Origin of the sequence: Acinetobacter sp. YH12023 (assembly GCF_013420135.1) — a bacterium.
In the GTDB taxonomy this organism is placed as follows: domain Bacteria; phylum Pseudomonadota; class Gammaproteobacteria; order Pseudomonadales; family Moraxellaceae; genus Acinetobacter; species Acinetobacter amyesii.
This window is the reverse complement of sequence record NZ_VOYU01000008.1, coordinates 1-24,345: the sequence shown is the minus strand read 5'-3', so window position 1 is coordinate 24,345 and position 24,345 is coordinate 1. Positions and strand designations below refer to the sequence as shown.

Here is a 24,345-nt window from a genome sequence, read left to right as displayed (position 1 = left end):
ATGAAACTTCAACATGGTTTTACATTAATTGAGTTAATGATTGCATTAGCATTGGGTTTGATTGTTTCTGCTGCAGCAATATTGATGTTTATTACGGCTCAAAAAAGTTATGCTTTACAACAAGGTATGGCTAATTTGCAGGATAATACCACTTTTGGTTTGAATTATATTACTGACGAAATTAGATCTACTAATTTAAACAATATTAAATCCATCATAAATGACGAAACAACATATGGAGGAATAGTATTTACATCTGCTGCAAATGCACGAACTATTCCTGCAACTGATACCGTACCCAAAAAAGTATTTAGTAATTTATATCCAACATTAATAGGCGCTAATACGGCGGAATCTTTTTTGACATCTAGTGGGATTCATTCATCTAATGTCTCTTGTGCTGATGTAATAGATAATGGTTGTGAGTCGGGTGATGTGTCTAGTGATCAATTAGTTATTCAATACAAACCTCAATATGTCACAGATGATAAAGGAACAACAGTTACATCAGATGATATGTGGTTTGGGGGATACGATTGTGAAGGTAATAAAATTGAATTTTTAAAAACAGAACCTGCAAAGCGAATTATTGTACAGCGCTATTTCTTAAGGGAAGATACCGATAAAGGTACTGAACCAAATGAATCACTTTCTTTAGCTTGTGATGCAGGGTGGTATTGGGAGTCTTATAAAAATAGCGCTTCTGCAGACGTCAATCCAACAGTATTAACTGATTTTGGTGGTCAGGGTGAAATTATAATGAAACGAGTTGACCACTTTCGGGTTTTATTTGGGATTCATACAAAAAATGGTTATGAATATATTTCTCAAGAAAAATATATGGATTTAACAGAAGAGCCTAAACCGCGGATTTTATCTGTACAGTTAGGGCTATTAGGTCGTTCGACCCAAAGTGTTGGGAGTGATTCAGCTTTTAAGGATGATCAAGAATTTAAAGTTTTGGATCAGACAGTCGTTGTTAAAACGCCAAAAACTAATTCATCTTCTAAGTACGTAAGACAGGTTGTGTCGCAAACGATTGCGTTACGTAACACGTTTGGGGAGCGAGGAAAATGAAAAATCAAAATGGTGCAACCTTGATTGTTGTATTGGTACTTTTATTGGCGATAACTGTAATTGGAACATTAGCTATAAAAAATAGTGTAGTGGGTTTAAGCATTGCTACAAACAGCCAAGCTCAACAACTACTTTTACAAAATGCTGATTCAGCTTTTTTTAGTGTGGAAAAAGAAGAGAACTTAATTCAAAGTTTAACCACGAGTGGAATGTTTGGTTATATCAGTGGGGCTGAAAATAAAGATAAAGAATTAGTATTTTGTTATAGAGGTGATAAGGCGGACTTTTTTGATATTAATCGTGCCAGCATTATGCAATGGGAAGGTGGACAGTCAAAACCAACAGCAAATGCAATGGGAATGGATGGTTATTGCAGTACATCAACATCTGCTACAAGCAACTTTTTTACGAGTGGTCGTAAGGCTGTTATTACTCAAGTTGCTGTGAAATATTCAACTCAGTCTGATGCGGATCCATTTTATGGAATGCAGTTCGGTTCTGATGAAAAGGGTGTGAAGTTTGAAAAAAGTAAACCAGTGAAAGTGTTCGCTGTTTCGATTATGCCTGCGCTCAGCACAGCAGATCGCTCGAAAATTGATACTTGTTTTAATGCAAGAATGAATGAAGTTTCCATACCTGATGGTACGACAAAACCATCTAAAGTTGATCCCATCGAGGATGATCCAACTAAAAGTGTGACGGAATGTTTGTCGGGGTTAAATGTTCCATATACTTCACATGCGACTGAGTATGTGATTGCACAAGATTTTACGTGATTTGGGAGTAAGAAAAGATGAAAAAGATTGAACAGAATGCGATAAAAAAATCCTATCGTCAGAAAATTCTTGCGACCAGTATCGCAGCAATTTATACCAGTTTAGTTGCGACAAGTATTGCTCAGGCTAGTGATATTGATATTTATCAGGAAGCTAAAGCTGGTGACATATCTTTAATGTTTTTAATAGATACTTCAGGCAGTATGGGATACCCTCAGCAAGTTGGAAATGCAAGCTCTTGTGATGTTGGAAATAATACTGTTGAAAGTAGCAATAGTATTAATTCAACTAATGGAACTCCTGTTTATAAACGTTATTATTGTACTGTTAAAAATGCAAAAATTTATCATTATAAACGTGTAAATGTTGGAACATCTAAAAATCCAATTTATGAGGTTTATGGTTGTGGCATTGATGGTTCCGTATTTCAAAAAAGTTGTTTAAATTTAATATCCGGTTCAAAAGTGCCTGATGTTCCTTTAAATATGTCCAATGATGGTACTTATTGGTATACAACTGAATCAAATAAAAAATTTTACGATCGTATAACACGTGTAAAAGATGGGATGTTTGATCTTTTAAATGGTAATAGCTTAAAAGGGATAAACAAGTTAGATGATTCTAAAGTCATTGGTTTAACTACATATTCACGTGTTACAAAGACCAATAGTTCTGGTGAGCCCACTGATGCAGATGGTTATCGTGGGCAAGTTCGAATCCCTGCAAGAGCGTTGGGTGAGACTGTTAATGGCGTAACTCAGCGACAGATATTGCTTAATGAAATTGCAAAATTAGGAGCTAATAATGGTACTCCTACAGCGCATGCTTACGCAGAAGCAGCAGCAGCTTTAATGGGAACGTCTACTATAGGGCAAACATATAGTGGATTTGATTACGCAAGTAATGGTGCGACAAGTGGAAATAATTACGTTAAACCAAAAAGTATAGCAAATGCTCAGCAACAATTAGTTGCTTCTGGTGGAGTTGGAAAACAATGTAGTGGGCAGGGTGTATATGTATTAACTGATGGGGATCCAAATGCGAGCGGTTCAGCATATGGACTAATGAATAAATCTTTGGATGGTAAAGCTTTTTCATGTACTAATAGTACAGCAGGATGGGATTGTACTCATAAGTTTTCTCAGGCTTTATTAGGAGGAGCAAGTAATCCAACAGGATTAATTATTAAAACAGCAGTAGTGGGATTTGGTGGTGATTTTAATGTTATTCCCTCATTTAATCGCAAGCTTACTCAAAAAGAAAATTTAGATAATATTGCAAACTCTACTGCTACTCCTAATCAGAAGGAGGCTGCAAGTTGGGGAGTTAAAGCTGAAGGCGGGTGGTATTCTGGTAATAGCTCAAATGATATTGTTGACAGCGTAAATTCATTTTTAGGTGATTTGGGGGTTACTATCCCGTCAGTAACCACAGGTTCACCTTCTGTTCCGCAAGACGCTTTAAATCCATCAGTTATTCAAGATTTTGCATATTATCCTCAATTTCAACCAACCCCAGAGAAAAGCTTTCAACTTTGGGCGGGTAATTTAAAAAAATATGCTGTTATCAACGGTGTATTAAAAGATAAAAATAAAAATACTATTTTAGATGATGATGGTGCGATTAAAGATAATTATGACCTGTGGGCAGCATCAGTTGTTGATGCAAATAAAGAAGGTGATGAGTTTACAGAAGGTAGTACTAAGTTTGCATTGCGTGGAGGGGTGTTTTCTCAACTAAAATTAGGGTTTAGTGCGAGTGATAACACAAAAGAGCAACGTAAAGTATTAACAAATCGAGATGTAAATTCAGGTGTTTGGAGTGGTGGGACTAAACTTAGACAGGTCACTCGGGCTGATCTAACAAATAGTGTCTATAAAGCCGATAATGCAAATAATAGTTATCTTATGGCTTTGCTTGGCTATAACGTAAATGATTTAAACAACCCAACATCAACAACTTTAAATAAAGAGTTACGCCAAATCGGTGCAGTAATGCACTCATCTCCTTTATTAATTACGAATAAGGGTAAAATTGCATACGATAAAGATGTCAAGCGACTCAGTTCTGAGGGGCGTGAAGATTACATTTTATTTGGTACTACACAAGGTGTTTTACATGTCGTTAAAGCTGGAAAACAACGTTTAGAAAATGGCGATATTGTAATTGGTGATAAAAATGGATCTGGAATTTCTGATGCTGGTGGTGATGAAGTATTTACATTTGTGCCAAATGAAATGATTGAAAAGCAAAAAAATGCTTTTCTAAAATATGATTCTACAAATGGCGGTGTTAATAATCTTTATTATGGTATAGATGGGCCTTGGACCGCTTATACCGAATATGTGGTAGATGATAATGGTTACTTAACCGTTGGTTCAGGAAAGGGAACGCAAAAAGGCCGACAGATGGTATATGGTGGACTACGCATGGGCGGAAAAAGTTACTACGCGTTAGATCTGCAAAATATGAGCGATCCTAAGCTGAAGTTCCATATAGACCCAGAAAATCAAAAAGTTTTTTACAATAACACGTCTAAGTCGTTCACCCAACTTCAACATATGGGGCAAAGTTGGTCTAAACCAGCAATTGGTTGGATCAATTGGAAGGATTCAGCAGGAAAAACGACTCGTAAGCAAGTAATGTTTGTTGGTGGTGGTTATGATGCAAAAACTGGGACAACAGCATGTAATACTGGTACAGATACGGTAGCCAAGACCGTTGGATATGAATGTGAAAAATTTGCCCCTTCTGAATCAACGCCTGCAAAAGGTGCGGGTGTTTATATGTTTGATGCACAAAATGGAGATTTATTATGGTGGTCGGGTGCGAGTGCTACAACTAGTACAACAGTACCTTTAGCAACTAAAGTTTCAAACATGTACCATAGTGTTGTCAGTGAAATACGAACTGTAGATCGTGATGGAGATGATCTTATTGATAATATTTATTTTGGAGATTTAGGTGGGCAAGTATTCCGCGTAGACTTTAATAATAAAGCATCAACCTTAGGTACGATTGTTAATAATCCTGTTAGATTATTAAACCTTAATAAAACCGGTGGTATGAGTCCTCGTTTTTATGATATGCCTGCATTTTCTTTATATAGTGACCAAGGGGCGGTATTTGCTTTAATTAGCATTGGTTCAGGGAATCGAAGTAAGCCATTACAAGATTACACTACTGGTACAGCAGATTATGAGGCGGTTTATAATATTTATGATAAAGATGTAGCTAATAAAAATTTAATGTCATTATCTACTTATAGCACCAAAGATATAATAAAAGGTGATTTAGCTGTTATCACTGATACAGATAGAAAAGATGACACAACTCTTAAGGCCCCATATGCCACCTCTAAAGGATGGTATTATGAGTATAAAAATTGCTCAGGAACTGCACCATGTTCAAATTATAAAGCTCAAAGTGAAAAAGTATTTGGAACTCCTATCGCAATGAATTACGTACTTTACGTAACAACTTTTGATGGTTCGCGTCCGGGTATTTCGGGCGATTGTGGTGCTGGTGTAAAAGGTCAAAGTTACTTGTCACGAATTTGTTTGCCTTATGGTCAATGTGATAAAACAAAATTTGGTACTGAATGGTATGGCAAAGATGAAATTGGTGTAGGTATTCATACAGGTACAGTGGTCAGTGTTGATGACGGGTCTGGTAGTGGAACTGGCGGTGGAAATGGTGGTGGAAATGGTGGTAGTGAAAACAATTATTGTTTAAGTACTGGGACTCGAACTATTTATAATGGTCTGGGTGGTAATACCGGTGAAGCGAGTAAGATTTGTTTAATTCCTCAGCGTTGGTATGCCAAGTTACAATAGGTGGGCGGTATGTATAACAAAAATACTTTATTTGCTCAAAAAGGTTTTACTTTAATTGAGTTGATGGTTGTAGTTGTCATCATTGCAATACTTGCAGCTATTGCTATTCCTAGTTATCAAGCTTATGCAAGAAAATCTTTAGCATCGCAAGCACAACAAACGATGAAACAAATCGCTGTTGATTTGGAGAAGCATAAAACGCGTAATTTTAATTATTTAAATTTTACTGCTTCATCCAATTTGTTGGTTGTACCTAATGGTGCGACGGGCACTGATATTAAATATAATATTAGTGTTCGAGATGGAGCGAATACAGCAAATACTTTAAGTAATTCATCTTCTACCGGGCAAAGTTGGGCAATTATGGCTACATCAACCGATGAAAAAAATAATAGTTATGTAGTAACGAGTACCGGTATACAGTGTTTTAAGCAAGGGAAGACAATAGGTTTTGATTGTTCCGGAGCAGAGTCATGGTAAGAAAAAATGGCTTTACACTTGTTGAATTGATGATTGTTGTTGCGATAGTTGGAATACTTGCAGCATTTGCATATCCCTCATATCTTCAATATGTGAAAAAAACTAAACGTACTGATATGCAAGCAAATATGTTGCAAGTTGCTGCACAAATTCAGCGCTTTAAAATTGCTAATTTTAAGGTAACAGGTGTAACTATGACTGATATTGGGATTAAGACTACATACCCGATTCAGGGCAATCCTTTGTATATGTTAGAACTGCAATGGCTTGATGATAGTGGAGTTATTGATACATCCTCACCCTTAGGTTCAGAAAGGTGGTTATTAGTTGCTACACCAATTGCAACTTCAACTCAGCACCTTGATGGGCATATTGCACTAAATTATAAAGGTGAGCGGTGTTGGACTGTTGGTACAGATAATTCTGGTACTGCTTGTACTCCATCTGCCACCTCAAACTGGGACGGCAAATAACCTCAAATTCAAAATTGTGGATAAACACTTTTTGATCTTTCATTCAGGGCAAATTTCACGTAAAATATTGCCCTCTATGAAAGGGGTTTGAAATGTATCGATGGTCGGTACAGGGATAATCCGTAAAAACTATAAGGTTCTATCATGGTTGTTATTCGTCTTGCACGCGGTGGTGCTAAAAAACGTCCGTTCTATCAAATCATTGTGACTGATAGCCGTAATGCACGTGACGGTCGTTTCATCGAACGTATCGGTTTCTTCAACCCTACAGCTCAAGGTAAAGCAGAAAAACTTCGTTTAGATGCTGACCGTTTTGCTCACTGGGTTTCACAAGGTGCTCAACCTTCAGAACGTGTTGCTTCTTTAGCTGCTGAAGCTAAGAAAGCTGCAGCTACTGCTTAATTAGTAGTAGGTTACCCATGACACCAACACAGAATGTTCCCGAAGATCGTATTCAGATTGGACAGCTACGTTCAGCATATGGATTAAATGGGTGGCTCTGGGTCTATTCCAATACAGAACCTATGAGCAATATTTTTGACTACCTCCCTTGGTACATTGAGACCAAAGCAGGTTGGCAAACAGTAGATGTAAAACGTTGGAAACCACATGGCAAAGGCTTGGTTGTTTCGCTAAAAGGTGTGAGTGATCGTACCGCAGCAGATAACTTGGTTGGCGCAAATATCTGGATTTCTAAATCGCAACTGCCTCAAGCAGGCGTGGACGAGTATTACTGGTCAGATTTGAAGGGCTTAACAGTGTTAGGTCTTGGAGAAGATGAACAAGAAGTCAACCTCGGTAAAATCCACGAATTGTTTGAAACAGGTGCTAACGACGTGATGGTAGTTCGCGCTACTGCTGACAGTGTCGATAGCGAAGAGCGAATGATTCCATGGCATAAAGATGTAGTACAGCGTGTTGATCTCGAAGCTGGTCGTATCTACGTAAATTGGGGCGTAGATTATTAATCCTTTAAGGATTGACGCAGCAGGAAAATAGAGGAGTCTGCGATGTTTTTTGCAGTCATTACGCTTTTTCCTGAAATGTTTGAAGCGATTACAGCCTACGGTATTAGCGGGCGCGCAGCAAAACGTGACATTGTGCAAGTTCATTGTATCAATCCACGCGAATTTGCTGAGGGCAACTACAAAAGAGTGGATGAACGTCCATTTGGTGGTGGTCCTGGTATGGTGATGATGGCTGAGCCATTAGCGAAAGCAATTCATCGTGCCAAAGAGCTTGCCAAGCAAGCGGGTGCTGTTCATGTCCCTGTGGTGTATATGTCACCGCAAGGTAAGACCTTAAATGAACCTGCAGTACAAGATTTCGTCAAATATGATGGATTAATTGTATTGTGTGGTCGTTATGAAGGAGTTGATGAGCGTTTGATCCAACAATATGTTGATCAGGAATGGTCAATAGGCGATTACGTTTTATCTGGTGGTGAACTCCCTGCGATGGTTTTATTGGATAGTGTGATTCGGAGACTTCCGGGTGCAATGTCTGATGAGCAATCACATGTGCAAGACTCATTTGTGGATGGTCTTTTAGATTGCCCACAATATACCAAGCCAGACCATTTTGAAGGTTTAGACGTTCCTGAAGTATTAAAATCGGGACATCATGCCAATATTGAGAAGTGGCGGTTTTTGCAGCGATATCAACGCACTTTAGAGCGCCGACCTGAGTTGGTTGAAAAAGTTGAATTGACCAAGCAGCAAAAGAAATGGCTAAAAGATTCCCAGGTTTAAATTTTTTAAATCTTATATTAGGCTCTTTATGCATTGAAGCGGTCAAGCATAAAGGGAAAGTCAATCGGGTCTATGCGCTTTAGCCTCTAGCCCCAGCGATGATTAGACCTCTTCTAACTCGCATAATCGGAGATACCCCATGAGCGGTAAACATCCTTTAGTACAAGCTGTTGAAAATGCACAGTTGAAACAAGACATCCCTGCTTTTGCTCCTGGTGACACAGTAGTTGTTCAAGTTAAAGTAAAAGAAGGTGAGCGTGAACGTCTTCAGGCATTTGAAGGTGTTGTAATTGCTAAGAAAAACCGTGGTTTGAACTCTGCGTTCACAGTACGTAAAATTTCTAGCGGTTTCGGTGTTGAGCGTGTATTCCAAACTCACTCACCAATCGTTGCTGGTATCGAAGTGAAACGTCGTGGTGACGTTCGTCGTGCTAAACTTTACTACCTACGTGAATTGTCTGGTAAAGCTGCACGTATTCGTGAAAAATTACCAGCTCGTAAAGCAAAATAATTTGTTTTACAACGCTGTAAAAAAATGCGCCTTTTGGCGCATTTTTTTATCCATGAAAGAAAGTTATAAACCTTGAAGTTTCAAACGATTGGCATGTTGACGGTAGACTGAAACAGGGTCTGGTGCAAATAGTCCCTTCAAGCCCAATACTTGATTGACTTCATCGAAATGGTTCCACTTGTAATTATCACGGACGGTTTTACCTAATTTACTGCTGCATTGGCTCACTAAGCCGTCGTTCGGTTGTCCGCTAAATGCAATTGGCCCCATTGCGGTAAAGATCGTATCTGGATCAAGTAAGTTGGTGGTGTTAGAAATACCTGTCCATGAATAGAAGCTAATGCCATTGGCAACACTTGGGCCATCAGCACATTTAGTTGCAGGCATACCGAGTGGAAATTTTGCATTAAAGGCTTTCACACCCGGTTGAGACATACTGTAGATCGAAGCTTTAAAATTTGAAGGCAGATTGGACTGCTGGGCGAAGTTAATCACTGGGGTCATTAATGCATCCATAACTGTCGCTAATACGCCATTTAAAATCGGCACATTCTGTACTAAATCCGCCACAGGTGAACCGTCATTGGTGCCTGCAACTGTACTGACAGAGGCAACCAAATCAGGCCGTACACCAGCAATATATCGAGCCGTAGGACCACCATGTGAATGACCAATTAAATTCACTTTGGGTTTGCCAGTAATGGCAACTACTTGTTCAACTTGGTCTAACAGTTGTTCTCCACGAACTTCAATGGATTCCAACGGGGAGATTTGTGTCGCAAAGGCCGTAGCTTTATGGCTTGCCAAATCGGGAAGAACTTGATACCAATAATCCAGACCAAAAACGGCACCGCCTAAGCGGTTAAAACCAAACATCCCGTGTACAAACACTAGGGGGTATTGGGTTTCAGCATAATTGTCGATGACTTTTTTAGTGGTCGCTTGCTGTATACCCAATTCAGCATGCGTTTGGGTCACTGCCATACTTGCAAGGAGCGTGGCGCAGAGCAATTTTCCTTTCATTTTTCATTCCTTTCTTTTTGTTTTGGTATTCAAACTGTGATTTAGTTCAGTTTGGAAATAGACAAACTCGTCTATTTGACAATTTTTATTGTCATTAAGGATTATAAAAAAAGAAAGTAGAATGTGCGAACTAATCGATGGAATGAAGATGATTTTGTAAATTGATTAATGAAAATATCATTAAACCCTGAATTTACAGGGTTTAATGTATAGCTTTACTAAATTATAAACCTTGAAGTTTTAAACGATTGGCATGTTGACGATAAACGTCGACAGGATCTGGTGCGAACAACGCTTTGAGACCAAGCACTTGGTTGACTTCATCTAAATGGTTCCAGTTGTAGTTATCACGAATGGTTTTACCAAACTTGGCACTACAGCGTGATACGAGGCCATCATTGTCTTTTCCGCCATCGATCAGTAATGCGGTCACTTTTAGGGCTGAGTCTAAATCTAAAATATTGGTGATTTGGCCCACACCTGTAAATGAATAGTTATAAATGCCTTTTTCCACGCTATTGCCATCAGCACAATTGGATTTAGGCAAGCCCAGAGGGAATGCGGCATTGTACTTTGCAGAACCCGCTAGCGTTAAACTTGAACCACCTGCCAATGCATCATGAGGGTAAGTCTTTGGATCTAGACCTTGCGCCCAAACGATGGCTTTAGAGACAAAATTCACAGCTCCAACCAAGGGTGCTTCGACAGCGGTGCCTTCAGCTTTTAAAATTAAGTCTGCAACAGGGGATCCTTGATGAGGTCCTGCAACACTGGTTAATGAAGCCACAACATCTGGGCGAACACCGGCAACATAACGAATCGTTGGTCCACCATGACTATGTCCAATTAAATTCACTTTATCCGCACCTGTGAGTGCTTGGATTTCAAGAACTTGTTGTAGAAGCTGTTCGCCACGCACTTCGGTAGAGTTAAAAGGCGATACGCGAGTTGCCCAAACATTTGCACCATTTCGGGCAAGATCAGGAAGGATTTGATACCAATAGTCGAGTCCAAATGAGTCCGTACCAACGGTAATAAAACCACCCATACCATGGTTGAATACGATTGGATATTTGGTCTTTGCATAGCTGGAACTAGCTTTGGCAGTGACTTGGGTTGCTTGCGATGCAGATACATTACCGATGAATGTAGCTGCAATTAAACCTGCTAAAAATGATCCGTATTTCATGAGCGATCCTCAATGTATTATTGTTTTATGACAATATTTATTGTCATTTCTAATAAAGCAATAAAGACCACCTGTTGCAAATTGAAAAAGATTAACTGTGACGCTAAATGTAACAAAATAAACGATCATGAATTTTCAGATCTATAAAAGTAAATAAGAGGGCCGAAGCCCCCTTATTGCATTTAAACTTCAACGATAAGAATTAAAGTCCTTGCAGTTTTAAACGGTTTGCATGTTGACGGTACAGCGCCACAGGATCTTGTGCAAATAGCCCTGTTAAGCCAAACATCATATTAGCTAAATCGGTATGGTTAAGTTTGTAGCTATCGTTAATGACTTTACCGATATAAGCACTACAACGTGCAACCATACCGTCATTGTCTTTATTGCCATAAGACAATGGCCCGAGTTGCATTAGGATCGTGTCGATATCAAGGATATTCGTGGTTTGCGCAACACCCGTCCATGAATAGTATTGGATGCCTTTGCTGTCGACTTGCTTCAAGTTCTTACTGCAATTTTCTGAAGATGCCAAAACACCGTCAGCTACAGCAGATTTTGCAACTGTACTGTTAAATGCAGCAGAACCTGTTTGTGATAATGATTTCATTGAAGCATCGAAATTAATTTCAAGCTCAGGTTTTGCCTGACCTAAAGCAATCAGTGGGCCGACAATATAGTCACCTAAAATATTAAAGGCAGTGCGAGAAAGTGAGTTGCCTTGAATATCATCCGCTACTTTAGAGCCGTGATAGGTACCTGCAACACCTGTAATAGACGCAATGTACTGTGGTTTCGTTTGAGCAACATACAATACAGTTGGACCACCATGAGAGTGACCGATTAAGTTAAGTTTTGGCTTCCCTGTAATAGCCAAAACATCTTCAACTTGTGCAATTAACTGCTCACCACGATGTGCTGTGGTATTTGCAGGAGATAATTGCGCTGCGAATACGGTTGAGCCATTTCGTGCCATATCTGGCAAGATTTGGTACCAATAATCTAGTCCGATGGTGTCAGTGCCGATACGTGACCAACCGAGCCAACCATGCACCATTAAAATTGGATATTTGGTTTTTGCATAGTCAGATTTTGCCGTTTCCTTCACCTGGAGGACGCTAGGCGCAGCTTGAGTGCTTGCCGATATACTCATCGCTAAGCCTGCAACTGCAGCTACAGAGGCCATCTTGGCCGTGTTTACTAAAGATCGCATAAATGTTCCTTGATCTGATGTTGTTTTTATTACTTTTTAATAATGAAAATACTCTCTGTTTTTAAGCAACATCTTTGTGATTGGTCAGGCCATATCTTTGATTTTAGAGAGTTTGAATAGACAAAGATGCCTTGTCATTTTTTCATGCTCGGTTTGAAATTCCATGTCATTTTAGGACATGGACGGCGTTGAGGTGATAAGTACATTTATATACATTCGTTTTTTATTTTTATCGTTTATTTTAGTTGTTATCATTTAAGAACTTATTGAATTAAATTGTTTAATGCGTACAAATAAAAAAATTGTAAACAAAAAAGGACGTCCAAAGACGTCCTGTTCAGTGCTGAAAGGGAACTAACTTTTGAGTTAAAGTCCCTGTAATTTTAAACGATTGGCATGTTGGCGATAGAGCGCAACTGGGTCAGGTGAAAATAGGCTGCGTAGGCCAAAGATCATATTCACTTCATCTAAGTGGTTGTGATTGTAGTCATCACGGATTACTTGTCCGATGTGGGTGCTACAGCGTCCAACCAAACCGTCATTGTCACGATTTCCATAGGCCAAAGGGGCAAGCTGACTAATCACTGTATCTAGTACATCTAATACATTTGTGGTTTGCGCTGTACCTGTCCATGAGTAGTAATACACGCCATTGTCGACTTTGGCACCCGACTGATTACAGTTCGCAGCCAGTGCTGCGGTTGGAAATTTTGCATTAAATTCAGCAGAACCTTTTTCACTGATCGCGGTAAGTGATGCATCAACACTGTTGGGTAGATTCGAGTTGCCTTCAGCCCAAGTAATAATCGGTGCTAAGAGTTGATCGCCAAGGACCCCAAAGACTGAATTAATGGTTTTATTCGCTTGGATTTTATCTGCGACTAGAGAGCCACGATAAGTGCCTGCAACCCCAGTCACCGAAGCTACATATTCAGGTTTGATCGCTGCAATATAGCGAGTTGTCGGTCCACCATGTGAATGACCAATGAGGTTCACTTTGGGTTGGCCGGTCAGAGCAAGGACTTCTTCGACTTGAGAGAGCAATTGCTCACCACGGACTTCTGTCGACTCTAGCGGTGAAACTTGGGCAGCAAAGGTATTGGCCCCATTACGAGCTAAATCTGGCAAAATTTGATAAAAATAATCCATGCCAAAGCTGTCAAAACCAATGCGAGTAAACCCGAACATACCATGGGTAAACACAATCGGATATTTGGTCTTGGCATAGTTTGCCGAGCTGTTGGTGGTGACATGTTGGAGTCCTGCCGCCGCTTGGGATTGTGTGCTGGCGATCGCTGCTGATGTAGCGATGATTGCGCATAAAAGAGCTTGTGGTTTTTTCATCATTTCATCCTGAAATTGAGGTTGTTTTTAAATTGTTGTTTGCAGTTATTCTGCGAAAGGTAATTTTCCACCTTGATCATGCACAGATTCAAAGGTACTGACGCGGAGCTGATCTTCCTTCGATTTAAAATGTTGATTACGGAGTTGCTGCACCGCTTGTTGTTTCGCACTGTCACTCATATTGCTTTTCACAATGCTGTCACGCTCTGTGAGGTATTGATTTACGCTAGATTTCCAAGAGCTGCGCTGGCTGTCTAGATTTTCAAGGCGCTGAGTAGCTTCTGGACCCACTAAATTTAACCGCATTTGATGGATTTCTTCGCTTGAACCACCACGGGCTTTAATGTCTGCTGTGAGCTTGCGTAAATCTTCAAGTTTATTGATTTGTTCCAGATTTTCTTTCCAATCTTCTGGGAGTTCATCAAACAGGGCTTTTAGTTTTTTGGCTTTTTCTGATTCAGATAGTTTTTTGTCATTTACTACTTCCATCCGTTTCAGCGTGTATTCGTGATAAGTATTTTCCTTGCCAAATAAACCTTCAATTTCATAATCAGAAAAGAACTGTTTTCTTAAATTCTGGGTGCTGCTGTAGATCGAGCGATAGTATTGTGGTGATTCTTTGTCGTCGCTTGGTGGCTGTAAATGACCTAACTGTTCACGATATTTCATATAACGATCCCACAAATCATAAATTTGGGACAGCGCAGGTTCTTTATGACCTTGTGCAATGTAGGTTTTAAAATCCTTTTTGATTTGATCTATCGACTTTTCACCATATTGAGTGATGAAATATTCAAAACAATTCCGTGTTTGTTCGTTCACGATCAAACGGTTTGAACCATCCATACTGATTTGACAGTTAACTTCCGTGTCTTGTTGACTTGGACTGAGCAGCGAAGAACCGCTTGTTGCTTGAGCCGTAGCGGTTTCGCCCTGAGCTAAAGGCGTATTTTGTTGTTGAATCGATTGATCTGAAGGATCATTTTGTGATGCTTTTGGCGCCAGCCAAAATATAAATACAGCAACTGCGATAACGACCAAGGCAATGATGAGCCAAAGTTTATTTTTTTGCATATCCCAATGCACCTTTATTCCGTTTTTAATTGTTTTAGAGTTCTAAATGCGAACTCAATATGACATAAAACGCAGATAAAAACATAGAAGAGTTGTAAACGTTAGAGGTGGGTTGATACCATGGCGCAGTTCTCTTTTTGCCCTATTTTAGTCATGAAAAAAGCTTCTCTTAAGATTCAGCGTCGTCCTGTACATGGTGTATTTTTATTAAATAAGCCTTTGGGCATTAGCTCGAATGCTGCATTACAAAAAGTGCGTTGGTTGTATCGAGCACAAAAAGCAGGACATACAGGTGCGCTAGATCCATTAGCCTCAGGTTTATTACCAATTTGCTTAGGTGAAGCAACAAAGTTTTCGCATTTTTTATTGGATTCGACTAAACGTTATAAAACCACCGTCTTTTTAGGACACAGTACCACGACGGGTGATGTGGAAGGTGAAGTACTATTAGAGCAAGCTGTTCCAACATTGACTGAAGAAAATATTCAAAATGTCTTGGCGCAATTTGTAGGGGATATTCAACAAATTCCACCCATGTATTCGGCATTGAAAAAAGAAGGCCGCCCTTTATATGAATTGGCACGTAAAGGGATAGAAATTGAACGAGAAGCGCGCCCAATCACCATATATGCCATCGAGTTATTATCATTTAATGAGAATAGTATTACACTCGACATCACCTGTTCCAAAGGCACGTATATTCGTGTATTAGGCGAAGATATTGCCAAAGCATTGGGTACTTTTGGACATTTGACCTATCTACACCGTACGCAAACGGGGCATTTTGACCTCAATCCAACTTACACCATTGAATATTTGGAAAGCTTGACCGAAGGGGAACGTGAAGCATTATTGCTGCCAGTGTATTCACCTGTCGATCATTTCTGCAAAGTGCAAGCGCCGGAAGGTCGAGCTGAATATTTTAGTCGTGGAATGGAAAGTAATATTGAGCATGCTGCGGAAGCGCAGGTTTTGGTATTTGATGGTGAGCGTTGTTTAGGGCTGGCTGAAATTACAGACCGTAAACGTTTGGTGCCTAAGCGTGTGTTAAATCTAGAGTAGCTGATACAGCATTGAAGACTTCTTATGGACTTTGAAATTATTTTAAGCCTCTTATTTTTTGCATTTTTTGCCGGTGCAATTGATGCAGCAGTGGGGGGCGGAGGATTAATTCAAATTCCAGCCATTATGAATGCCATGCCGCACTTATCTCCAGCGACTGTATTTGGCACCAATAAGTTGTCTTCGATTTTTGGTACAGCGTCAGCTTCCTATTCTTTTTTACGCCAAGTCAAACTCCGTTGGAAATTACTTGCGGTCATTGCAAGCTGTGCATTTGTTGCCTCCTTTGTGGGAGCAGCCTGTGTATCAATGATTCCAAAAGAAGTCTTACGTCCTTTCGTTTTGGTCATGTTGATTGTGATTGCAATTTATACCTTTGCCAAAAAACAATTTGGTCAGGTGCATGTACGCCAAGAACTGACTCCTAAAATTCTCGGTTTTGCCGCTATTGGTAGTCTGGTGATTGGCTTTTATGATGGCATCTTTGGACCTGGCACTGGCAGTTTCTTTATTTTCTTTTTTATTCGTTATCTACAAGCAGACTTTTTACATGCCTCTGCTTTGTCAAAAGTCGCCAACTTAACCACCAACCTTGCAGCACTGAGTTTTTTTGCGCCCACTGGCCATGTGTTATTTGCGATAGGCTTAATGATGGCTGTAGCAAATATTTTAGGCTCGATCGTTGGTGTACGTGCGGCAATTAAATACGGTAGTGGCTTTATTCGAATTCTATTTTTGATTTTGGTGAGTATTTTGATTGTACGGTTGGGTTATCAAACCTTTACGGGACAAGCTTAAAACAAATCTTAACAGAGCGTTGCTGAATTCTGTCGCTGAAATGATTAGTATGAAAATAAGCGACTCGTTTGAGTTGTGGATAATAATTAAATTTCATAATACACAATTAGCTAAGCATCAGAGGTCATCACTACAATGAATATATTTGAAGCTTTACGCCAAAGTCATGAAAAGCAACGTGAACTTGCTGAAAAACTCATTCAAACATCAGGGGATACACCTGAGCGTCGAGATTTATTTGAGCTGCTCAAAAATGAGTTATTTGCTCATGCTGTTGGCGAAGATCGTTATTTTTACATCCCGTTAATGATGACTGATTCAGGCCTAAACATCACCCGTCATGCATTGGCGGAACATCATGAGATGGATGAATTATTAGAGCAACTGACGGAAACTGAATTTAGTAATCCAGGTTGGTTGGCAATTGCGAAAAAGTTATCTGAAACGGTACATCATCATTTGCAGGAAGAAGAACATGGCTTTTTTCAGCAAGCGGGTAAAATCTTAGATGAAAAACAAAAGGAAAGTTTAGCCAAACAATATTTGGCAGAATATAAAAAATACAAGAAGGCGGATAAAGACAGTTTGACGGGATAAATATTAGTGAGTTTTGAGGACAAATTCCAAATTAAAAAAGACGGCAGAGGTCGTCTTTTTATTTCAACTATAAATATAAAAAATTAGTCTGATACGCTGCTCGGAGTATTGCGAGAGGAACGTAAAGTCACCCCGACGGACGCCAACATAATGCAGACTAAGGCCACCCATTGCCACGTCCCAATATTTTCGCCAAGCAGAACCATACCTGTAATGGCAGCTAATGCAGGCGACAAACTCGATAAAGTCCCATAACTAAGTTTACTGAGGATTTTTAACGCTTTTAAATCCAGTGCATAAGGTATGGCCGTGGCTAAAATCGCAATTAATAAGGCTTTCGGCCAATATTGGGTATCGAGTAGGGCGGGTGCATTGTTATATAGTCCAATCGGGAGCAAGGTCAGTGCGGACAGTGTGATGGCAATCGTTAGCGCATGCATACCAATATTTTGATGTACCACTTTTTGTCCAAAGTAAATATAGAATGCCCAACAGAGTCCCGCTGCTAAGGCACAGGCTGCCCCAAGTATTGAGAAATTACCATCATGAGCTTGTCCCCAAGGCACCATCAAGGTAATGCCTAAGATTGCTAAAAAGACCCAAATATAATCACTGCTGTTTTTAATGGATAACAATGCCAGACCCAAAGGGCCGATAAACTCTAAACCCACGGCAATGCCTTGTGGCAATTTACCCAGTGACATATAGAACAACACATTCATCAAACAGAGTGCCGCGCTATAGCAGAACAGATCCCGCCATTTTAAAAAAGACAGCCGTTTTAAAATGTGCCATGAACGAAACATTAAACAAATAATAATTGAAGCAAAACAGAGTCGTAAAATGGTCACGCTCAGTGGGTCTAGTACCAAAAACAGTTGTTTGGCAAATGAAGCACTGATCTGATAGGAGATCATGGAGAGCACCATGAAAACTACAGCGAGAAGTTGTGAATTTGGCATGTGGCACACAGTTGTTGGGCGGTGTTGAGCCCTATTTTTGAATCAGTACAGTATAGCGGTTAATGCTGACAGTTGAGTGAATTTTAACATTTGACCAAATCATGATGGATTTTGAATTTAAATTGATTTGGCCTTTTGCGTAGTATAGGTACACCCAATCGATGCACAGATGATGACAGCAAGGGCTAACCACTGGGTCCACAGCAATTGTTCATTTAAGAAAACAAAACCAGAGAGTGCTGCAATTGCAGGTTCTAGGCTCATGAGCGTTCCGAAACTGAGCGCCGTTAAATTGCGGAGCGCAATCATTTCTAGAGTAAAAGGTAAAGCACTGGCTAGGGTCGCAAGTGCAATAAAATACAGCAGACTACTTGGCTCAAACGCCTGTGCCGGCATACCTGCAAAGAGTGCGATGGGCATCAAAACACACATGCCGACGAACATGCCTAAGCAAACGGTATGATTGCCTGAGACCCCTGACGGTTTTTGACCAGCCACGATATAGAGTGCCCAACACGCACCTGCGCCAAGGGCGAGGGCAATGCCCAAGGGATTAAGTCGTTGTGCAGCTTGGTCAAAAGGAAAAAGTAGGATAAGGCCTAAAATAGCCAGTCCGACCCAGACGAAGTCGAATTTTCGTCTTGCTGCCAATAATGCAACACTTAAAGGGCCAATAAATTCAAAAGACACGGCAATGCCGAGTGGAAGACGATCAATCGACAAGTAAAACAGCATATTCATGCCTGCAAGCGCACAGCCATAGCTCAGAATAGACGACCATTTCACTTGTTTAAAATTGATCTGCCAAACTTTAAAAATAATCGCCAAAATCAAAGCGCCTAGCATTAAACGCATGGCCGAGACGGTCAGTATGGGAAATTGACCGAAAAGATATTTGGCAAATGAACCACTGCTTTGCATGCTGATCATGGCAATAAGCAAGATCAGCGGTGCTTGGACAGCCGGTGCAACTTTAAAATTTGGCATAAACTAAATTTTTTTCGATGACTCGAAGAGCGGGAGAGTGGCACTAGCCAGATTTTAAAAGTTTATAACAATAAAAAAACCACAGCCCGAAGGCTGTGGCTTCAGTGTCTAATGTGCTTAGAACAATACGCGAACTCGGATCGTACCTTCAACTTCGTGAAGTGTATCCAAAGCTTCTTTAGAAGCAGTTGCATCAACGTCCATCACAAGATAACCCACATCACCTTTAGTCATTAAAGACTGACCAGAGATGTTGATACCGTGTTCAGCAAACAAGTTGTTGATTTTTGAAAGCACGCCCGGCACGTTTTTGTGGATGTGAAGTAAACGGTGTTTACCTTCAGTCAACGGTAACGCGATTTCTGGGAAGTTCACTGCAGATAAAGTCATACCTTTATCAGAGTAAGCAACGAATTTTTCAGCAACTTCAAGACCGATGTTCGCTTGCGCTTCCATTGTTGAACCACCCACGTGAGGAGTCAAAATCACGTTGTCTAAGCCACGAAGTGGAGAAACGAATTCTTCACCGTTTGCTTTAGGTTCTTTAGGGAATACGTCTACAGCCGCACCAGCAATATGACCAGATTTGATCGCATCAGCAAGATCTTCAATGATGACACATGTACCACGTGCAGCATTGAGGAAGATTGCGCCTTCTTTCATTTGAGCAAATTGCTCTTTACCGAAGAAGTTACGTGTAGATGGAACGTCTGGAACGTGTAGAGATACGACGTCTGCATTGGCAAGAAGTTCACCCATAGAACCGACTTGACGTGCATTACCCATTGGAAGTTTAGTTACAGCATCGTAATAAATTACGTGCATACCTAAACTTTCAGCAAGTACAGAAAGTTGCGAGCCAATCGAACCGTAACCAACAATACCTAAAGTTTTACCACGAGTTTCAAATGAACCAACTGCAGACTTGTTCCAACCACCACGGTGAGTTGAAGCAGATTTTGCAGGAACACCACGAAGCAATAGAATCGCTTCAGCAAGAACTAGTTCAGCAACTGAACGAGTATTTGAGTATGGTGCGTTAAATACTGGAATACCGCGAATCATTGCAGCATTTAAGTTCACTTGGTTTGTACCGATACAGAAACAACCCACAGCAATCAGTTTGTTCGCCGCTTCAAAAACTTCTTCAGTTAATTGAGTACGTGAACGAATACCAATGAAGTGAGCATCTTTAACCGCTTCTTTCAACGCTTCACCCTCAAGCGCAGTTTTACGGTAGTCAATGTTGGTGTATCCAGCAGCATTTAGAGTGTCGATTGCGTTTTGGTGAACGCCTTCTAACAACAAGAAACGAATTTTATCTTTAGGTAAAGAAAGATGTTGGCTCATTACGGCTCCGCTACAAAGGCCAAATTTAGTGCGCATATAATAGCATAGGAAGTCGCCTGATATACATTTCCTTTATGACCGACGTCATGGCTATTTTGGCGAATGATGAGTCAATATTTTTTAGATTTGGTCTAATTAACTTGGTCATATTCCTCGTGACATTTTGAAATCACGTTTTTCTTTGGGTTTTGTCAAAAAAAGCCCAGTTATAGCTTATAATGGTGCCGCTCAAAATCATCATGACCAATTCCCTGACATTTTGATGCGCTCTGTTTCAGGCTTTTTCCCTTGAAATATGCGTTACCGCAGTTTTGACTGAATGAAGTCTGGACCTTTAAAAACTTGTTTACTTCTTGCAAGGTCTGAAAACGATGAATGCTCCAGTCGCTTTAACCCCAGAGTTATTGACCCAATTGACCGCTATTGTTGGCGAAAGCCGAATTAAAACCGATGCGGATAGTCTCCAAAATTGGGGTCGTGACCATACTAAGCACTTCGATCCAAACCCGTCGGTCGTCGTTTTCCCTTCAAGCACAGAACAAGTTCAACAAATTGTAAAACTTGCGAACCAATTTAATGTAGCGATCACACCAAGTGGCGGTCGTACAGGTTTATCTGCGGGTGCTGTGGCTGCTAACGGTGAAATCGTGGTGAGCATGGACAAGATGAACCAAATCTTGGAATTCTTCCCAGCTGACCGTATGGTTCGCGTACAAGCAGGCGTGGTGACTGAACAACTTCAAAACTATGCTGAAGAACAAGGCATGTACTACCCAGTTGATTTTGCATCTTCAGGTTCTTCACAAATTGGCGGTAACATTGGTACCAACGCAGGTGGTATTAAAGTCATCAAATACGGCATGACTCGTAACTGGGTATTGGGCATGACTGTGGTTACAGGTAAAGGTGACATCCTGCGCTTGAACAAAGGCATGATCAAAAACGCGACTGGTTATGCGCTTCAACACTTATTTATTGGTGGTGAAGGTACGCTAGGTTTAGTGACTGAAGCTGAAATCAAACTTGAACGTCAACCCCATGACTTACAAGTGTTGGTTCTCGGTGTGCCTGATTTTGATGCGATTATGCCTGTTCTACATGCCTTCCAAAAGAAAATCGACCTGACTGCATTTGAGTTCTTTGGTGAGCTTGCAATGCAAAAAGTATTGGACAATGGTCATGTACAACGTCCATTTGAAACACCATGTCCGTTCTATGTTTTACTTGAGTTTGAAGCACCATTTGAACCGATCATGGATGCGGCAATGGAAATCTTTGAACATTGCATGGAACAAGGTTGGGTACTGGATGGCGTGATGAGCCAAAGCTTAGACCAAGTACACAGCTTATGGCGTTTACGTGAAGACATTTCAGAGTCAATCGCACCGTTCACACCATACAAAAATGACATCTCAGTTCTAATTACACATGTGCCTGCATTTATTAAAGAAATTGATGCAATTGTGGAAGAGAACTACCCAGACTTTGAAATTTGCTGGTTCGGTCATATTGGTGACGGTAACTTGCACTTAAATATTTTGAAACCTGCGGATTTAAGTAAAGATGAATTCTTTGCAAAATGCCAAGTGGTAAACAAATACGTATTTGAAACCGTGAAAAAATATGACGGTTCAATTTCTGCAGAACATGGCGTGGGTATGACTAAGAAGCCTTACCTCGATTACACACGTTCAGCAGAAGAAATCGAATATATGAAAGCATTGAAAAAAGTATTCGATCCAAATGCAATTATGAACCCAGGTAAATTGTTCGATCTTTAATTTTTTAAAGACGATTGAAAACGCATCTTCGGATGCGTTTTTTTTGGCTATAGCACGCCTTTTTAGCCGCGTATGGATGAGAGACCACACATTGATTTTTGGAATGGGGTACTTCTTTTACATTGCTTAAATAGTGTTTTGGACAAATGTTCGGCATGATAGGTCTGAATAATAAATTTGAGTTGGTTCTATGTATCGTTTAATTGCTGTGTCTGCATTGTGTGTGGGGATGTTGGCGGGTTGTGCGACAACGCAGAAAATTGTGTCTAAAGTCGGTTTTTCTGCTACACCACTCGATCAGGTATTAAAAGAACGTCCTGATTTACGTAAAGAGCTGTCGACTGTAGAAATTCGTCAGTACTTTAACCGTGTCGAGTCGCCAAATGCGGGGCAGGTGAAAGTGACGGAAACAGGTTTGATGGATGATTCGGTGAAATCGGTTCGTACCATTTATAGTTTTAGATTGGTGGATGGTAACTGGGAGCGTGTAAATACGCAAAAGGAATATCAGTGCCAACGTGGTAAAAATACCAAGACTTTCCAAACTGCGAAGTGTCCTTAATAAATCTTTGATTTATGGTTGAAATTTAGACAAGAATACCTCATAAAAGCGTATCGATTGATGCGCTTTTTTATTGGGGAAATAATGGAAATTGAACAAGAATTAACGAGCTTATTAGAAAGAAAAAAATCTGCACCGTTTCTATTTTTAGGTTCAGGCTTTTCAAAAAGATATATCGAGTTGGAAAGCTGGGAGGGGCTACTATCAAAGTTCTGTGAGCATTTAAGAAATTACTCCTACTATAAAAGTAAAGCTAATGGTTGTATTGAAGAGTCAGCAAAGCATTTAGCAGATGATTTTTTTGAACACTGGTGGTCACATTCTGATTATGAAGTTAGTAGATCTGAAGATCCAAAGTTATCATTTAGGGATTCCCCATTAAGATATGAGATTGCAAAGTATTTAGCTGCCAAAACAGATAATATTCCATTGGAATCATTGGCATTATATGAAGAATTAGAGTTATTAAAAGAATGTGAAATAGATGGGGTGATAACCACAAATTGGGATTTATTAATAGAAAAAATTTTTCCTGAATATGAAGTGTATAAGGGTCAACAAGATATTTTGTATTCTAATATTATGAATATTGGTGAAATTTACAAAATTCATGGCTGTTGTTCGGATCTCGATTCAATGATATTAACGGATGATGATTACAAAGATTTTAATGCAAAGAATGCATATCTTGCTTCTAAACTAATTACAATTTTTGTAGAACATCCTGTAATTTTTATTGGATACTCCCTTACAGATAAAAATATAAAAGCATTATTACATTCGATTGCTTTGTGCTCGGGTCAGGATAATCTTGAAAAATTACGTGATAATTTGATTTTTGTAAATCGATTGAAAGGTGATGGGGAACCTCGAATAGAGAACTCTTCAATCACAATAGATAATGTACAAATTCCAATTAGGCTAATAAAAACAGATGATTTTATGCCTATCTATCAATCTTTAAGTAAGTTTCAGAGAAAATTACCAGCTCATATTTTAAGGATGTGTAAAGAAAGAGTATATGAACTAGTTGATAAAATTGACCCAGCTTCAAAGATATCAGTAATTGATTATGAAAAAATAGATAATTTTAAAGATGTAGAAATAGTATTTGGTATAGGGGTAACAAATCAATTAGGAGAAAAAGGGTATGATGGTATGGATACTTCTGATTTAATAAGGGATGTTATATTTAATGATGAAAATTATAACTGTGATTTCATTTTAAGTCGGACTTTACCATCTCTTAATGCAAAGACAAAATTTGTTCCATTATTTAAATATTTAAAACAATCAAATATCTTAAAACTAAGTTCTTATCCAAATGATATTAATCTATTGAAAAAATTTATTGGGGTAAAATTTAAAAATATGATGTGTGCTTAAAAAACAGGAGGGTTTAACTTGGTAAACTATACATACTCATTAGGAGTTTACCATGAGCAAGAAACAGAAGACTTACACCGCAGAATTTAAAGCTGAAGCCATAAAAGCCATTG

General features: G+C 39.6%; 23 protein-coding genes. 15 read left to right on the top strand and 8 right to left on the bottom strand.

The window, feature by feature from the left end:
- From FTT92_RS09930 to rplS, 9 genes are all read left to right on the top strand, one after another.
- Positions 1–1,077 carry a PilW family protein gene (locus tag FTT92_RS09930; RefSeq protein ID WP_180024302.1) on the top strand — a complete coding sequence of 359 codons (1,077 nt, stop codon included), beginning with the start codon at positions 1–3 and terminating at the stop codon, positions 1,075–1,077.
- Positions 1,074–1,853 carry a PilX N-terminal domain-containing pilus assembly protein gene (locus FTT92_RS09925; protein WP_180055423.1) on the top strand — a complete coding sequence of 260 codons (780 nt, stop codon included), beginning with the start codon at positions 1,074–1,076 and terminating at the stop codon, positions 1,851–1,853. Before FTT92_RS09930 ends, FTT92_RS09925 begins: the two co-directional genes overlap by 4 nt.
- Positions 1,854–1,870: 17 nt before the next feature.
- A complete protein-coding gene (locus FTT92_RS09920; protein WP_180172039.1) occupies positions 1,871–5,689 on the top strand; it encodes a hypothetical protein in 3,819 nt (1,272 codons plus the stop codon).
- A gap of 9 nt (positions 5,690–5,698) precedes the next feature.
- Positions 5,699–6,169, top strand: coding sequence for a type IV pilin protein (locus tag FTT92_RS09915; protein ID WP_180024305.1), 471 nt, complete (start codon positions 5,699–5,701; stop codon positions 6,167–6,169).
- The gene (locus FTT92_RS09910; RefSeq protein WP_180172038.1) at positions 6,163–6,642 is read left to right on the top strand and encodes a type IV pilin protein; all 480 of its coding nucleotides are present in this window, start codon (positions 6,163–6,165) and stop codon (positions 6,640–6,642) included. The genes FTT92_RS09915 and FTT92_RS09910 overlap by 7 nt, the downstream gene beginning before the upstream one ends.
- 144 nt (positions 6,643–6,786) lie before the next feature.
- The gene (gene rpsP, locus FTT92_RS09905; protein ID WP_078189354.1) at positions 6,787–7,044 is read left to right on the top strand and encodes a 30S ribosomal protein S16; all 258 of its coding nucleotides are present in this window, start codon (positions 6,787–6,789) and stop codon (positions 7,042–7,044) included.
- Between the two features lie 17 nt (positions 7,045–7,061).
- Positions 7,062–7,610: a ribosome maturation factor RimM gene (gene rimM, locus FTT92_RS09900; protein WP_180172037.1), complete on the top strand. Its 549-nt coding sequence runs from the start codon at positions 7,062–7,064 to the stop codon at positions 7,608–7,610.
- 42 nt (positions 7,611–7,652) lie between these two features.
- Positions 7,653–8,393: a tRNA (guanosine(37)-N1)-methyltransferase TrmD gene (gene trmD, locus FTT92_RS09895; RefSeq protein ID WP_180024307.1), complete on the top strand. Its 741-nt coding sequence runs from the start codon at positions 7,653–7,655 to the stop codon at positions 8,391–8,393.
- A gap of 139 nt (positions 8,394–8,532) precedes the next feature.
- The gene (gene rplS, locus FTT92_RS09890; protein ID WP_078189351.1) at positions 8,533–8,904 is read left to right on the top strand and encodes a 50S ribosomal protein L19; all 372 of its coding nucleotides are present in this window, start codon (positions 8,533–8,535) and stop codon (positions 8,902–8,904) included.
- Between the two features lie 63 nt (positions 8,905–8,967).
- Here the strand turns inward: rplS and FTT92_RS09885 are convergent, their stop codons facing one another.
- The 5 genes from FTT92_RS09885 to FTT92_RS09865 form a co-directional block, all read right to left on the bottom strand.
- Positions 8,968–9,927 (bottom strand): triacylglycerol lipase, encoded by a 960-nt coding sequence (locus FTT92_RS09885; RefSeq protein ID WP_180172036.1) that lies wholly within the window; start codon positions 9,925–9,927, stop codon positions 8,968–8,970.
- A gap of 223 nt (positions 9,928–10,150) precedes the next feature.
- A complete protein-coding gene (locus tag FTT92_RS09880) occupies positions 10,151–11,116 on the bottom strand; it encodes a triacylglycerol lipase (protein ID WP_180172035.1) in 966 nt (321 codons plus the stop codon).
- A gap of 202 nt (positions 11,117–11,318) precedes the next feature.
- Positions 11,319–12,329, bottom strand: coding sequence for a triacylglycerol lipase (locus FTT92_RS09875; RefSeq protein ID WP_180172034.1), 1,011 nt, complete (start codon positions 12,327–12,329; stop codon positions 11,319–11,321).
- Between the two features lie 366 nt (positions 12,330–12,695).
- A complete protein-coding gene (locus FTT92_RS09870; protein WP_180172033.1) occupies positions 12,696–13,676 on the bottom strand; it encodes a triacylglycerol lipase in 981 nt (326 codons plus the stop codon).
- Positions 13,677–13,718: 42 nt separating this feature from the next.
- The gene (locus FTT92_RS09865) at positions 13,719–14,747 is read right to left on the bottom strand and encodes a lipase secretion chaperone (RefSeq protein ID WP_180172032.1); all 1,029 of its coding nucleotides are present in this window, start codon (positions 14,745–14,747) and stop codon (positions 13,719–13,721) included.
- Between the two features lie 153 nt (positions 14,748–14,900).
- Between FTT92_RS09865 and truB the strand changes: the two genes are divergently transcribed.
- From truB to FTT92_RS09850, 3 genes are all read left to right on the top strand, one after another.
- On the top strand, positions 14,901–15,809 hold the full coding sequence (truB, locus tag FTT92_RS09860) for a tRNA pseudouridine(55) synthase TruB (RefSeq protein ID WP_180172095.1): 909 nt from the start codon (positions 14,901–14,903) through the stop codon (positions 15,807–15,809).
- 24 nt (positions 15,810–15,833) lie between these two features.
- Positions 15,834–16,607, top strand: a complete 774-nt coding sequence (locus FTT92_RS09855) for a TSUP family transporter (protein WP_180059151.1) — start codon at positions 15,834–15,836, stop codon at positions 16,605–16,607.
- 135 nt (positions 16,608–16,742) lie between these two features.
- A complete protein-coding gene (locus FTT92_RS09850) occupies positions 16,743–17,204 on the top strand; it encodes a hemerythrin domain-containing protein (RefSeq protein WP_078192502.1) in 462 nt (153 codons plus the stop codon).
- Between the two features lie 83 nt (positions 17,205–17,287).
- On the opposite strand, the gene FTT92_RS09845 is transcribed toward FTT92_RS09850, so the two are convergent.
- From FTT92_RS09845 to serA, 3 genes are all read right to left on the bottom strand, one after another.
- The gene (locus FTT92_RS09845) at positions 17,288–18,166 is read right to left on the bottom strand and encodes a DMT family transporter (protein WP_180172031.1); all 879 of its coding nucleotides are present in this window, start codon (positions 18,164–18,166) and stop codon (positions 17,288–17,290) included.
- A gap of 117 nt (positions 18,167–18,283) precedes the next feature.
- The gene (locus tag FTT92_RS09840) at positions 18,284–19,153 is read right to left on the bottom strand and encodes an EamA family transporter (protein ID WP_180172030.1); all 870 of its coding nucleotides are present in this window, start codon (positions 19,151–19,153) and stop codon (positions 18,284–18,286) included.
- Between the two features lie 117 nt (positions 19,154–19,270).
- Complete coding sequence (gene serA, locus FTT92_RS09835; protein ID WP_180021554.1) at positions 19,271–20,503, bottom strand: phosphoglycerate dehydrogenase; 1,233 nt, start codon at positions 20,501–20,503, stop codon at positions 19,271–19,273.
- Positions 20,504–20,874: 371 nt separating this feature from the next.
- On the opposite strand from serA, the gene FTT92_RS09830 reads away from it, so the two are divergent.
- The 3 genes from FTT92_RS09830 (at position 20,875) to FTT92_RS09820 (ending at position 24,232) form a co-directional block, all read left to right on the top strand.
- Positions 20,875–22,284 (top strand): FAD-binding oxidoreductase, encoded by a 1,410-nt coding sequence (locus FTT92_RS09830; RefSeq protein WP_180109838.1) that lies wholly within the window; start codon positions 20,875–20,877, stop codon positions 22,282–22,284.
- Between the two features lie 190 nt (positions 22,285–22,474).
- Positions 22,475–22,846 carry a hypothetical protein gene (locus tag FTT92_RS09825; RefSeq protein ID WP_180172029.1) on the top strand — a complete coding sequence of 124 codons (372 nt, stop codon included), beginning with the start codon at positions 22,475–22,477 and terminating at the stop codon, positions 22,844–22,846.
- A gap of 84 nt (positions 22,847–22,930) precedes the next feature.
- Positions 22,931–24,232 (top strand): SIR2 family protein, encoded by a 1,302-nt coding sequence (locus tag FTT92_RS09820; RefSeq protein ID WP_180172028.1) that lies wholly within the window; start codon positions 22,931–22,933, stop codon positions 24,230–24,232.
- Positions 24,233–24,345 lie beyond the last annotated feature (113 nt).

Bases quoted from the DNA above. Each gene is read 5' to 3' on its own strand.
- FTT92_RS09865 (WP_180172032.1), bottom strand. From the start codon at position 14,747: ATGCAAAAAAATAAACTTTGGCTCATCATTGCCTTGGTCGTTATCGCA.
- truB (WP_180172095.1), top strand. From the start codon at position 14,901: ATGAAAAAAGCTTCTCTTAAGATTCAGCGTCGTCCTGTACATGGTGTA.
- FTT92_RS09910 (WP_180172038.1), top strand. From the start codon at position 6,163: ATGGTAAGAAAAAATGGCTTTACACTTGTTGAATTGATGATTGTTGTT.
- FTT92_RS09825 (WP_180172029.1), top strand. From the start codon at position 22,475: ATGTATCGTTTAATTGCTGTGTCTGCATTGTGTGTGGGGATGTTGGCG.
- trmD (WP_180024307.1), top strand. From the start codon at position 7,653: ATGTTTTTTGCAGTCATTACGCTTTTTCCTGAAATGTTTGAAGCGATT.
- FTT92_RS09930 (WP_180024302.1), top strand. From the start codon at position 1: ATGAAACTTCAACATGGTTTTACATTAATTGAGTTAATGATTGCATTA.
- FTT92_RS09875 (WP_180172034.1), bottom strand. From the start codon at position 12,329: ATGCGATCTTTAGTAAACACGGCCAAGATGGCCTCTGTAGCTGCAGTT.
- FTT92_RS09920 (WP_180172039.1), top strand. From the start codon at position 1,871: ATGAAAAAGATTGAACAGAATGCGATAAAAAAATCCTATCGTCAGAAA.
- FTT92_RS09885 (WP_180172036.1), bottom strand. From the start codon at position 9,927: ATGAAAGGAAAATTGCTCTGCGCCACGCTCCTTGCAAGTATGGCAGTG.
- FTT92_RS09830 (WP_180109838.1), top strand. From the start codon at position 20,875: ATGAATGCTCCAGTCGCTTTAACCCCAGAGTTATTGACCCAATTGACC.
- FTT92_RS09925 (WP_180055423.1), top strand. From the start codon at position 1,074: ATGAAAAATCAAAATGGTGCAACCTTGATTGTTGTATTGGTACTTTTA.
- serA (WP_180021554.1), bottom strand. From the start codon at position 20,503: ATGAGCCAACATCTTTCTTTACCTAAAGATAAAATTCGTTTCTTGTTG.
- FTT92_RS09870 (WP_180172033.1), bottom strand. From the start codon at position 13,676: ATGATGAAAAAACCACAAGCTCTTTTATGCGCAATCATCGCTACATCA.
- FTT92_RS09915 (WP_180024305.1), top strand. From the start codon at position 5,699: ATGTATAACAAAAATACTTTATTTGCTCAAAAAGGTTTTACTTTAATT.
- rimM (WP_180172037.1), top strand. From the start codon at position 7,062: ATGACACCAACACAGAATGTTCCCGAAGATCGTATTCAGATTGGACAG.
- FTT92_RS09850 (WP_078192502.1), top strand. From the start codon at position 16,743: ATGAATATATTTGAAGCTTTACGCCAAAGTCATGAAAAGCAACGTGAA.
- rplS (WP_078189351.1), top strand. From the start codon at position 8,533: ATGAGCGGTAAACATCCTTTAGTACAAGCTGTTGAAAATGCACAGTTG.
- rpsP (WP_078189354.1), top strand. From the start codon at position 6,787: ATGGTTGTTATTCGTCTTGCACGCGGTGGTGCTAAAAAACGTCCGTTC.
- FTT92_RS09845 (WP_180172031.1), bottom strand. From the start codon at position 18,166: ATGCCAAATTCACAACTTCTCGCTGTAGTTTTCATGGTGCTCTCCATG.
- FTT92_RS09880 (WP_180172035.1), bottom strand. From the start codon at position 11,116: ATGAAATACGGATCATTTTTAGCAGGTTTAATTGCAGCTACATTCATC.
- FTT92_RS09855 (WP_180059151.1), top strand. From the start codon at position 15,834: ATGGACTTTGAAATTATTTTAAGCCTCTTATTTTTTGCATTTTTTGCC.
- FTT92_RS09820 (WP_180172028.1), top strand. From the start codon at position 22,931: ATGGAAATTGAACAAGAATTAACGAGCTTATTAGAAAGAAAAAAATCT.
- FTT92_RS09840 (WP_180172030.1), bottom strand. From the start codon at position 19,153: ATGCCAAATTTTAAAGTTGCACCGGCTGTCCAAGCACCGCTGATCTTG.